The sequence below is a fragment of the Prevotella communis genome, from assembly GCF_022024175.1.
Taxonomy (GTDB): Bacteria; Bacteroidota; Bacteroidia; order Bacteroidales; family Bacteroidaceae; genus Prevotella; species Prevotella communis.
Window position 1 is genome coordinate 1,978,638 of record NZ_CP091794.1, and the last position, 12,142, is coordinate 1,990,779.

Sequence of the window (12,142 nt, forward strand, 5' to 3'; positions counted from 1 at the left end):
GATTATATCAGACTGTTTGCTTAAAAAGTTTGGTCTTTAGACTGGGAAAGACTAACTTTGCAGGCAAACAGTCTTTTTTTGATAACATCAAAACGAACACAAAAATGAGGAAACTGGTTCTAACCACCCTGATAACACTGGGCACACTCCAGGCGCAGGCATATGACTACCCGTATCTGGTATTCCAGAATACGGAGGGCACGACGACGGTCCTCGCCGTGGAGCAGCTCTCTATCACAATCAGCAACGGACAACTCGTGGCCACGAATGCCGACGGCACACAGTCGTTGCCGCTGACCGACCTCAGCAAGATGTACTTCACCCAACAGGCCGACCTGACTGGCATCAGTAATGCCGGCACGCAGGAGAAAGAGGTTGTGGAGGTCTTTACTACTGGAGGAGTCAAACTTGGTAAGTATCTGAATATCAACGAAGCAAAGATTTCTCTTAAACCCGGGCTTTATATCCTGAAGAGCAAGCAGAAATCCTTTAAGATAGTGGTAAAATGAAGAAGATATATAGCCTCATCACAGCCCTGGTACTCACTATCGCAGTACAGGCTCAGACGCTGAACGTGGTATCGGGCGGCGTAACGTATCAGTTTCCCGCGGAGAAAGCCGGCGAGATGAACTACGCCAGCGGAACCACGCTGACCATCATGGACAAGGCGTTCGCTGTCGGCGATATCAGCAGGATGTATATTGATGGCACGGAAGTGACGGACAACAGCGTCAGAATTACCTACGACGGCACGACGGCAAGCGTCAGCATCGCCGGCAATATCGCCGCCTATGTCAGCGCATCGGTCAATGGCGGGCACGTCAGCATCAGTCAGGCCAACACGGCCGACATCGATGGCGACGAGATAACGTATATCCTCAAAGGCAGTACCGAAAACGGATCGCTGACCCTCGACGGCGCCTATAAATGTACGGTACAGTTGGCCGGCATCACGATGACCAACCCCAGCGGGGCTGCCATCACCATCAACAACAAGAAGCGCATCCAGCTCAGCGTGAAGAAGGATACGGAGAATACGCTCACCGACGGGGCCAGCGGCGACCAGAAAGCATGTATATACAGCAAGGGACAACTGCAACTGCAGGGCAACGGCACACTGAATATCTACGGCAAGACGGCGCATGCCCTGAAGAGTGGCGACTATATCACCATCAAGAACCTGACGCTGAATATCCTCTCGGCCGTGAAGGACGGTATCTCGTGCAACAAGTATTTCCAGATGAAGAGTGGCAGCGTCAGCATCAGCGGCGTGGGCGACGACGGCATCAACGTGGACCTGGAGGAAGACGATGAGACGACAGCCCAGACAGAGGATCATGAGGACGAGAACTCGGGCACGCTGTATGTGGACGGTGGCACGCTGGTCATCAACAACAGTGCGGCACCCACCATCGAGAATGGCGAGGTGAAGGGTGCCAAGGGCATGAAGGCGCTCTGCATGGCCCTGAATGCGGGCGATATCATCATCAACATGAGCGGTAACGCCTCGAAGGCTATCCGTTGCGGCAACGGCACAGAGACGACAAGCGGTGGCAACAACTGGGGATGGGGCGGTCCCGGCGGCATGGGCGGAAGTACGAAGTGGACGGACGTCACGGGTTCCTACACCCAGGGCAAGCCCGACGGTACCGGTCCGAAGCTGACCATCCGTCAGACGGGTTCTACCTACAGTTCCTCATCGGCCAAGGGCATCAAGGCTATCTGTGCGGTGACCATCTATGGCGGCGAGACGGATATCTACACGAAATCAGACGGAAGTGAAGGTCTGGAGTCAAAGACCAGCATCGATATTCAGGGCGGCAAGCACTATTTCCAGTGCTACGACGACTGTATCAACTCTACAGGAAAGATTATGTTCAACGGCGGCGTCACGGTGTGCTACTCCAACGGTAACGATGCCGTAGACTCCAACGCAGGTACCACGGGGGCCATCACCATCGGCAACGGTGTGGCTTTTGCCTACACCACCAAGGGCGATCCCGAGGAAGGCTTCGACTGTGACAACAACTCGTATATCCAGATTACGGGTACGGGCATCGGCATCAGCGCCGGCGGCAGTCAGGGCGGAGGCGGCGGTCGCGGCAGTTCAAGTGGCAACACCATCTCGAACGCCAAACAAGGCTATGCCTTTGTCACCAGCACCATCAGTTACACGAAGGGTCGCTACTACACCCTGGCAGATGCCTCGGGCAACAACCTCGTGACCTACAGTTTTGATGGGTCCTGTAGCAGCAAGCTGGCGCTGTTCACGGCTACGGGAATGGTCAAGGGCTCCACATACAACGTGAAATACAGTACCACGGAACCTACCGATGCCACCACGGCTTGGCACGGCCTGTATCTGGGGTCCACACATCAGGGAACAACTAGTGTCGCTTCAATAACTGCCAAATAATTTATGACGTCTGCAAAGGCAGACAGCAAATATCTCCTCCAAAATTTGGAGTTGTAAGAGAAAGTTCGTAATTTTGCATTATGAATATTATCGAACGATTTCTGAAGTATACTCAATTTGATACACAATCAAATGAGGAGAGCGATAGCGTGCCAAGCACCAGCAAGCAATTGGTGTTTGCACGCTTTTTGTATGAAGAGCTGAAACATGAGGGACTGGAGGATGTGACCCTGGACGACAAGGGATACATCTATGCCACGCTGCCCGCCAATATCAAGGATAAAGTGCCCGTGATAGGATTCATTTCCCACTATGACACCAGTCCCGACTGCAGTGGCGCCGATATCAAGCCGCGCATCGTCAACAACTACAGCGGCGGGGATATCGAACTGTCGGAGGGTATCTACCTCTCACCAGATAAGTTCCCAGAACTGCTGCAGCATACGGGCGAGGACCTGATTGTGACGGACGGACACACCTTGCTGGGTGCCGACGACAAGGCTGGTATCGCCGAGATTGTGCAGGCCATGGTATTCCTGAAAGCCAACAAGCACATCAAGCACGGTAAGATACGTGTGGCGTTCAATCCCGATGAAGAGATTGGCATGGGTGCCCACCATTTCGACGTAGAGAAATTCGGATGCGAATGGGCCTACACGATGGATGGTGGCGACGTGGGCGAACTGGAGTATGAGAACTTTAACGCCGCGTCTGCCAAGATTACCATCAAGGGCGTGAGTGTTCACCCGGGATATGCCAAGGGAAAGATGCTGAACGCCAGTCTGCTGGCAGCGGAATTTGTCAGTATGATGCCTGCCAACGAGACGCCTGAGACGACGGAAGGCTATCAGGGTTTCTATCACCTCACGGGCATGCAGACACAGACAGAACAGGCCAGGCTGTCGTATATCATCCGTGACCACGACCGCGAGAAATTCGAGGACCGCAAGCGTTTCATCAAACGCGTAGCTGAAGAGATGAATGCGAAATACGGCGAGGGAACGGTCAGCATCGAGGTCTGCGACCAGTATAACAACATGAAGGAGAAGATTGACCCGCAGATGCATGTCATCGACCTGGTACTGAAGGCCATGCAGGAAGCTGGCGTGGCACCCAAGATCAAGCCTATACGCGGTGGTACGGACGGTGCCCAACTCTCGTTCAAGGGTCTGCCCTGCCCCAACATCTTTGCCGGCGGCATCAACTTCCACGGTCCGTACGAGTTTGTGCCTGTACAGTCTATGGAGAAAGCCATGCAGGTCATCGTCAAACTGTGTGAACTCACCGCACAATACAACAAATAGCGCCATCCCAGGAAAGGATTGCGCCTCATCTAACAACACGTAGAGTCTATGGCAGAACTTCCCGCATTGATAGAAGACCTTGCCCTGATACTGATGGTGGCTGGTGTCGTGACGCTGGTATTCAAGAAATTGAAGCAGCCCCTGGTACTGGGCTATATCGTAGCCGGTTTCCTAGTGTCGCCCCACATGCCCTATACCGCATCGGTGGTAGACATGTCCAACATCCATCTGTGGGCGGATATTGGCGTGATGTTCCTGCTGTTCTCCCTGGGACTGGATTTCTCTTTCAAGAAAATCCTGAAGATGGGAGCATCGCCCGTCATCTCGGTGATATGCATCATCTTCGCCATGTCCCTGCTTGGCGTCATCGTAGGACAGTCGTTTGGCTGGTCGCGCATGAACTGCATCTTCCTAGGCGGTATGCTGGCCATGAGTTCCACGACCATTATCTACAAGGCATTCGACGACCTGGGGCTGCGCCAACAGCAGTTTGCCGGTCTGGTGATGAGCGTGCTGATACTGGAAGATATCCTGGCTATCGTGATGATGGTGATGCTGAGCGCCATAGCCAGTGGCAACAATCCCGACAGCGGACAGATGTTGGGCTCCGTGATGAAGATAGGATTCTTCCTGGTACTCTGGCTGGTGGTGGGCATCTTTGCCATCCCCCTCTTCCTGCGCAGGGTACGTAAGCTGATCAATAACGAGGTATTGCTGATTGTATCCCTGGGACTCTGTTGCGCCATGGCCGTATTCTCTACGAAGGTAGGTTTCTCGTCGGCCTTCGGAGCCTTTATCATGGGCAGCATCCTGGCTGAGACGATAGAGGCAGAACGTATTGAGAAGCTGGTGGAACCGGTGAAGAACCTGTTTGGCGCTGTCTTCTTCGTGTCAGTAGGTATGCTGGTTGACCCGCAGATACTGATAGACTATGCCCTGCCCATCTTCGTGCTGGTGATGACCATCATCATTGGCCAGGCTATCTTCGGCTCCATCTCGTTCATGTTGGGCGGCGAGTCGCTGAAGTCGGCCATGCGCTGTGGTTTCTCGATGGCTCAGATAGGTGAATTCTCGTTTATCATTGCTTCGCTGGGACTCTCATTGGGCGTCATCGGCGATTTCCTATATCCGGTGGTGGTGGCCGTATCCGTCATTACAACATTTCTCACACCTTACATGATACGGCTCGCCACGCCGGCTTATAATGCGCTGGAGCCACATCTGCCCACGAGACTCATCAAGATGCTGAACCATCTGTCCATGAGCAGGCCGAACACCACTGAACAGAGCAAATGGAAGCGACTGCTCATCCAGATGAGTATCAACACCATCGTCTACAGCATTCTCTCCATTGCCGTCATTGCGCTGATGCTGACATTCTTCCACCCTATCATGATTCAGATGTTTCAGGAGAAATGGTACGGTCCTGCCATCACAGGCGTCATCACCATCATCCTGATGGCTCCGTTCCTGCGGGCCATGGTCATGAAGAAGAACAGGAGTGAGGAGTTCAAGGCCCTGTGGAAGGAAAGCAACCGCAACCGCCTGCCCCTGATATTCACCATCTTGTTCCGCATCATGATAGCCGTGAACTTCGTGTTCTACGTGATCAGCTACCTGACGCATTTCGGGTCTGCCATCCTGATTACGGTGGGATTTGTGGCTGTGATACTCATCATCATGTCGAGGTCCATCAAGCGACGCAGCATCTTGTTGGAACGCCTGTTTATCAACAACCTGCGCTCACGCGATATCGAGGCTCAGGTGCGTGGCAGGAAGAAGCCCCTGTATGAGGGAAAGCTGCTGGACAGAGATATCCATATTGCGGATTTCGACGTGCCTTTCAACTCGATGTGGATGGGACAGACGCTGAAGCAGTTGAACCTGGGACGCAAGTATGGCGTACACATCAGCAGCATCATGCGTGGCGGATGCCGACTGAACATCCCTGACGGCGACTATATCATCTTCCCTGGCGACAAGCTGCAGGCTATCGGCAGCGATGACCAGTTGACCAAATTCCGCAATGCCATAGAGAATGACGTGCTGGGCGAAGACTATGAACTGGAGAAGCGCGAGATGAAGCTGCGCCAGTTTATCATCGCCCAGGACAGTCCGTTTATTGGCAAGACTCTGGAAGAGAGTGGCATCAGAAGCCGTTACAGTTGCATGGTGGTAGGCATGGAGGAAGGAAAGGAGAACCTGTCATCCGTAGGACCCAAGCACCGCTTTGAAGAGGGAGACATCCTCTGGATTGTAGGTGAGCAGGAAGCCCTGGATGCCCTGATGCTTGCACACCAGTAAGCCTCTTATTCGTTTTAAGAATAAGACAGGATTAATACCACTGGACAGAATTGCTATATCCGCTACGCTTATCGTACTTCAAGGCATCGGTAAGCGTAGAAGCGTTACAACGGAACGAGAAGTTATAGCTGGTATAGGGCGACAGCACTACAGAGCACGACATGTTGAAGCAATGCAGGTCGCGCGAGAGTGATGCCGTGGTCATGGAAATCTTCTTGTTCTCAAAGTCGTAACCGGAAGAGAACGAGATATTCCATCCGTCACTCAGGCGGATATTACCACTCATGTTCAGGTTCTGCGTGAACTTATAAGGATAGCGCATCGTGTTGTAATTGAACTTCTTCACGTCAGTATCCTCACGCATGGTGATACCATAGCCGAAGCTGACAGACCAGGGCATAGAGAAAGGCATGTAACCGTCTTCATCGGTCTCAGCCAGTCCGGCATTCTGCTTCCTGGCGCCATGCTTGGCTTTCTCCATATCGGGGTCAACATTCGACTCGATACTATTGATGTCGTCAAGAGCCGGCTCGTTCTCATCCTTATCCTTCTTATTATCACGCTCACCCCTGAGCCACTTGAAGATCTTGGAGATCTTCTCGTTGGAGATGGTGTACGACAGGTTTTGCGACATACCCTGGAAACGGCCTATCTTACCTTGCTCCCAATAGGTGGTATGCTCGCTGAGACGCGGACGGGCACCTACCGAGTCGGCCTCGTAGACATAGCTGGCAAAGACGGCGTTCATGTTGAGGGTATAGTTCTTCGTGAGCTTCAGACGGATACGGGTAGACAAATCGCTCCAGGGACGGATCTTCGCCGCCATGTTGTACGACATAGATGCACCGAACTCATCAATCAGGCTGATTTTCCTCAACGAGTCATTACGGTCGTACATCTTCATCTCCAGGTTGTTGGACATATCAAAGGCGATGCTACCCGTCTTTCCCTTGCCAGGTACGCCGTAGAGTGAGTTTTGGAAAGGAGAATACTCCACCATCGTCACATTACCCTCGCTATCCGTCTTCTGGTATGTCTCGTAATAGCCATAGCGGGATGCGCTGAAGTCGGGCGCATAGTTCAGGCTGACCTGAGGCGTGAAGACATGACGGATCTTCTGGATCCTGCCGCCCAGGAAACCACGGGGAGGCGTCAGGAAGCCATACAACTTGGTAGAAGCAGCCAGCGACATGTTCCAGTTGTAGACGTTATAGAGACCATAGATGGTATCCCTCTGTTCCGTCGTACCATCCCATGAACGCATAATCTTATTGGTATAAGTGCGGTCCGTGAAATTGAACGATGCCGTCAGGTTGATATAGTTGAGCACGGTGAAGCTGGCACTCACAGGAATAGAGTGCTGCATACCATTGCGCCAGTCCTTGATCAGGTTAGAATGCATCAGCTTATCCTCTTTCGTAGAGATAGAGTTGCTGAAATGACCCGTATACGACATGGCAATCTTCTCGTACCAGCGCTGCTTGCCCACCATATGCTTTCGCTTGAACGGGTAGAAGCGCGAGATAGAGATATTCAGGTCAGGCATCGTCATGGCGATGGTTGAGTCACGCATGTTCTGGTTCAGGTTCATCGTGGTACTCAGACTCATGCCGATGCTTGAGAATGAAGTGCTATAGCTGACAGATGATGTACGCGTAGACTGCGTCATCGTCTGAGGGTTATACATAGAAGTCAGGTTGTTGCGCTCATAACTGCTGGTAGCAAAGTTCACCGATGCCGAGAGCGTAGAATAAGGATTGGCCTTTGCGTCCTGACGATGGCTCCACTGGATCTTGAAGCTCGTTGTCTTGGAATAGTCGGGCAGATTCTTCTCACCCGTCACCGAGTTCTGGTAACTGCCATAGAAAGAGCCGCTATAGCGATAACGCTTGCGGTAATTGGATGCCGCGCTGACACCCCATGAGCCCTTCGTATAGATCTCACCGAGCAGTTTCAGATCCATCTGGTCGCTGATGGCGAAATAGTAACCACCATCACGCAGATAGAAGCCACGCTCAGTCTCGTCACCATAGGTAGGCATGATGAAACCGCTGGAGTAGCTCTTCGTAAAGGGGAAGAAGCCATAAGGAATAGCCAATGGCAGGGGCACATCGCATACCACGAGATAGGCAGGACCGAATACCACATCCTTTCCGGGACGAACCTTTGCGCGTGAGAGTGCCAGGTAGAAGTCAGGATGGGGTTCGTCACATGTCGTATAGCGTCCGTGCTGCAGATAGAGTTCACCATTAGCGCCACGCTTGGAAAGCTGACTGGTGAGGTAGCCCTCCTGCTGCTCGGTATATACCTGCTGGATAAAACCTTTCTTCGTCTTGAAGTTGAAAGCCATCGTATCACTCTGATAAGTATCGCTGCCCATCTGGAACACAGGATTGCCGAAGAGCTTTCCTGAAACGGAATCACGTGCGCCGGTAGCATGAACGAGTGAAGAGTCGAGACTCAGATAGATATTCTCGCTCTGTAGATCCATGTTCTGGTATTTCACATGGGAATTACCAAAGAGATAGGCCATGCCATGGCCGGCCTCATAGAGCAAAGAGTCGTTGGCCGAGAACTCCACGGGAGAATCAATACCATGCTTTCTCTGACGATTGATACTGTCGAGTGCCAGCGAGTCGTCAACAGCCTTATTATGGAGATAGATAGCCAGTTCCAGCGAGTCCATCACCGTGGTGTCACGCTTCAGGGCTGCTGCAGCCTGACGGGCGCCACGCGATATCGTCGTGTCCGAAAAAAGGGAATCAAATGATGCTGGGACCGTATCAAGAGATGCGAGAATAGAGTCAAACAGAATAGAATCGGCCACCTCCAACGAATCGCCATCCAGTGTCCTTGAATTATCCTGATATGGTGTTGAAGGTATTCCCGCCAGCATACAAAGGAAAGCGGAAAGCATTAAAAATATGACCGATTTGCGTTTCACGGGTGCAAAAGTACAAATAAAAAATGAATTATGTTGTCATTTTCGCATTTATTCAAACTTTTTAGCCCATACAAGGAACTTTTCCACGCCCTCGCGACCGAATTTCTCCAAACTACGGGCTGCATCCGCTACAGACAGCACTCTGTCAGGATGAGATTTCGAGAAAAATTTGTCGGCATAGCATACCAGTTGTTCCTCAAGTGTCTCTGGGGTAAAATCCTCTTCGGGAAGAGGCAGGTTCTGTCGTATAATCTGCTCACGCGTCAGTCCTGTGCCCGTATGGCGCTCGCACGCACGCGCATGTTGCGGAAAGCCCTCCTTCCGAAGTATCTCCCCACCAATAAGTCCATGACGGATATAAGGTTCTTCGCCCTCACAGAAGATGCCGGGCGCATGACACCAGCGGATACCGATATCGTGGAGCATGGCAGCCTCTTCAACGAAAGCCCTGTCAAGTTGCAGTTCTGGATGACGCTCACAGGCCAGGATACATTTATCAGCCACCTGGCGCGAATGTTTCATCAGCAGCGCCTTCAAGTCGTCGTCCTCCGGATAGTATTTATCGATCAGAATCTTATAATCCATCATATTAATCATTATCACGATAAGCGTCTACACCGATGGTCTCCTGACTGCCAATGGTCAACTGACGCAAATCATAGTACGACCCGTTGTAGATATTGAAGTCGACAGGCCCCTTGATGCCCGGCAGACTACCTGCATCGGTATGTTGCCAGAACTTCCACTGTCCCTGATACTCCACGCTGTCCACATAGTAATGGGCTATCCAGTAAGGATACTGGTCGAACACCGAGTCGTTAAGGTTTTCCATCTTAAATTTATAATATGTATAAAGGATGGGCTTTACACCATAGTGTTTCTCAACAATCTGCAGCCATTCCAGGACACTCAGCTTGAAGGCTTCCGTTGTCTGCCCCTTAGGCTTATGCTCTACGTCAAGTACTGGAGGCAGGTCGCCATTCTCCAGTTTCACGTTGCGGATAAAGAAGCGGGCCTGGTCGGCAGCACTTGAACGGGTGCTGTAAAAATGGTAAGCACCACGTGTAAACCCGTACTCGCGCGCCTGGAAGAAGTTATCCTCGAAATTCTCGTCAACCTTGGTGGCACCCTCCGTAGCCTTTATCATCACAAAACGGATAGGACAATCATCGATAGTGCCCTGATTACGCAGCACCTCCCAGTCTATCTCACCCTGATAGTGACTGACGTCAATACCATGGATGTCAAAACCCTCGGGATAGTTGACCTCACCATAGAGCGCACGCCAGCGGAATCCGTAAGGCGATACAAACAAGTAATAGAAGAAAGCAATATAGACAGAGATGATAGCCAGTCCGCCTATCCACCACGCCCAACGGGGCACATGACGGAGAAGACGTATAAAAAAGCCTGGCTTCTTTCTACGAACAGGCGAAGTCAGACGAGGCTTCTTTCTGCCCGTCTGACTTCGCGATGTAGTGTATTTGGAATGACTTCCTGGCATTATTTGCTCTGCTCAAGAGCCAATGTCTTCGTAGGCTGGTCACAAACCTCTGTGGGACCCCAGTACTGGATAGGACCGGGATAAACGTAAGCTGTCTCACGAGCCCAACGGTCACGCTGAGCAGCAAAGGTCTTGAAGGGTTTGCCGTCCAACTCAACGAGAGCCTTACGGATAACGGGCTTCATCTCACCATTACGCTTCTCCATGTTCATCATCATCGTGATGGGCACACCACCTGCCTTCCACTCGTCGGCAGGAGCAGTCGTATTCTTCACGATAGCCATGTAGCCAGTCTTGCCGGCAGCAATCAGCTGGGCAGCGCTGGTACCCAGGGCATAGCAGTAGTCAGCATCGAAGTTTGAAGGAGCAGCGCAACGTCCCTCGTATCCGAAGAAGTGGTGCTGGGCCGCAAACTTACCAACGAACTTACCCTCGGCCTTCATAGCGTCGAGCTTCTTAGCAACCATCTCTGACAGCAGTTTCTCTGTCTCAATGAGTGACACCTGTACGTTTCCGTGAGGGTCACGGTCAAGAGCCAACTGACGGGCAACACCCTCGGGCAGGCTGTTGAACACAGCGAGGTTCTCGGCTGTGAGGTGACTCTTGGCGAAGTCTACCTGCTCGTCGCGGCTGATATTCTTAGCCTCGGGCAAAGCCAGCACGTCATTCAACTGGGCAATCAGCTTCTTGATGGCAGGGATGAACTCGATAACACCCTCGGGGATAACTACTGTACCGAAGTTGTTACCATCAGCAGCACGAACAGCTACTGCATTAGCAATATATGCTACGATATCATCGAGGCTCATAGCCTTCTCCTCAATCTCCTCAGAAACGAGACAGATATTGGGCTGAGTCTGCAAAGCGCACTCCAGGGCGATGTGAGATGCTGAGCGACCCATCACCTTGATGAAGTGCCAGTACTTACGGGCTGAGTTACAGTCGCGCTCAATGTTACCAATCAGCTCAGAGTAAGTTTTACAAGCGGTATCGAAACCGAATGAAGTCTCAATCTGATCGTTCTTCAAGTCACCGTCGATGGTCTTAGGACAACCGATAACCTGTACGCCATAATTCTTGGCGGCATAGTACTCTGCCAGCACACAAGCGTTGGTGTTAGAGTCGTCACCACCGATAATCACGATAGCCTTGATGCCGAGCTCACGGATAATCTCGAGACCCTTCTCAAACTGCTCTACCTTCTCCAGCTTTGTACGACCAGAACCGATCATATCAAAACCACCAGTGTTACGATACTCGTCGACAATCTCCTTGGTCAGCTCCATGTAGTTGTGGTCTACCAGACCGCCAGGACCCAGGATGAAACCATAAAGACGGTTGGCGGGATTCAGACGCTTCACAGCATCAAACAGACCGGTAATCACGTTGTGACCGCCAGGAGCCTGACCACCACTAAGGATAATACCCACATTCATGGGCTCGTAGCTCTTCTCTTCACCGGGAACGAACTCTACGAGAGGCATTCCGTAGGTATTGGGGAAGAGAGCCTTGATTTCTTCCTGGTTGTCAACACTCTGAGTGGCAGCACCTTCTACAGCTTTTACTGCGCCCTTCAATCCACGGGGCAGCTTGGGCTGATAGGCTGCTCTTGCAATCTGCAATGCACTTTTTTCCATACTGTTCTAGAACAATTTATTTGATTAAAAATA

At 51.7% G+C, this 12,142-nt stretch carries 8 protein-coding genes; 4 read left to right on the forward strand and 4 right to left on the reverse strand.

The genetic code is table 11. The annotated features are described in order from the left end of the window. Nucleotides 1–104: 104 nt before the first annotated feature. The 4 genes from L6466_RS08095 (at nucleotide 105) to L6466_RS08110 (ending at nucleotide 6,024) form a co-directional block, all read left to right on the forward strand. The gene (locus tag L6466_RS08095; protein ID WP_237803240.1) at nucleotides 105–509 is read left to right on the forward strand and encodes a hypothetical protein; all 405 of its coding nucleotides are present in this window, start codon (nucleotides 105–107) and stop codon (nucleotides 507–509) included. Continuing rightward, nucleotides 506–2,416, forward strand: coding sequence for a carbohydrate-binding domain-containing protein (locus L6466_RS08100; RefSeq protein ID WP_237803239.1), 1,911 nt, complete (start codon nucleotides 506–508; stop codon nucleotides 2,414–2,416). The genes L6466_RS08095 and L6466_RS08100 overlap by 4 nt, the downstream gene beginning before the upstream one ends. A gap of 80 nt (nucleotides 2,417–2,496) precedes the next feature. Then, complete coding sequence (gene pepT / locus L6466_RS08105; protein WP_237803238.1) at nucleotides 2,497–3,720, forward strand: peptidase T; 1,224 nt, start codon at nucleotides 2,497–2,499, stop codon at nucleotides 3,718–3,720. A gap of 48 nt (nucleotides 3,721–3,768) precedes the next feature. Next, nucleotides 3,769–6,024, forward strand: coding sequence for a cation:proton antiporter (locus L6466_RS08110; protein WP_091818751.1), 2,256 nt, complete (start codon nucleotides 3,769–3,771; stop codon nucleotides 6,022–6,024). 31 nt (nucleotides 6,025–6,055) lie between these two features. On the opposite strand, the gene L6466_RS08115 is transcribed toward L6466_RS08110, so the two are convergent. From L6466_RS08115 to L6466_RS08130, 4 genes are all read right to left on the reverse strand, one after another. After that, on the reverse strand, nucleotides 6,056–8,920 hold the full coding sequence (locus L6466_RS08115; protein ID WP_237803237.1) for a putative LPS assembly protein LptD: 2,865 nt from the start codon (nucleotides 8,918–8,920) through the stop codon (nucleotides 6,056–6,058). A 96-nt stretch (nucleotides 8,921–9,016) separates the two neighbouring features. Further along, nucleotides 9,017–9,553 carry an HD domain-containing protein gene (locus tag L6466_RS08120; protein WP_237803552.1) on the reverse strand — a complete coding sequence of 179 codons (537 nt, stop codon included), beginning with the start codon at nucleotides 9,551–9,553 and terminating at the stop codon, nucleotides 9,017–9,019. Between the two features lie 4 nt (nucleotides 9,554–9,557). Then, the gene (locus L6466_RS08125) at nucleotides 9,558–10,472 is read right to left on the reverse strand and encodes a glycoside hydrolase family 25 protein (RefSeq protein WP_237803236.1); all 915 of its coding nucleotides are present in this window, start codon (nucleotides 10,470–10,472) and stop codon (nucleotides 9,558–9,560) included. Then, nucleotides 10,472–12,109, reverse strand: coding sequence for a diphosphate--fructose-6-phosphate 1-phosphotransferase (locus L6466_RS08130; RefSeq protein WP_091818754.1), 1,638 nt, complete (start codon nucleotides 12,107–12,109; stop codon nucleotides 10,472–10,474). The genes L6466_RS08125 and L6466_RS08130 overlap by 1 nt, the downstream gene beginning before the upstream one ends. Nucleotides 12,110–12,142: the final 33 nt, after the last annotated feature.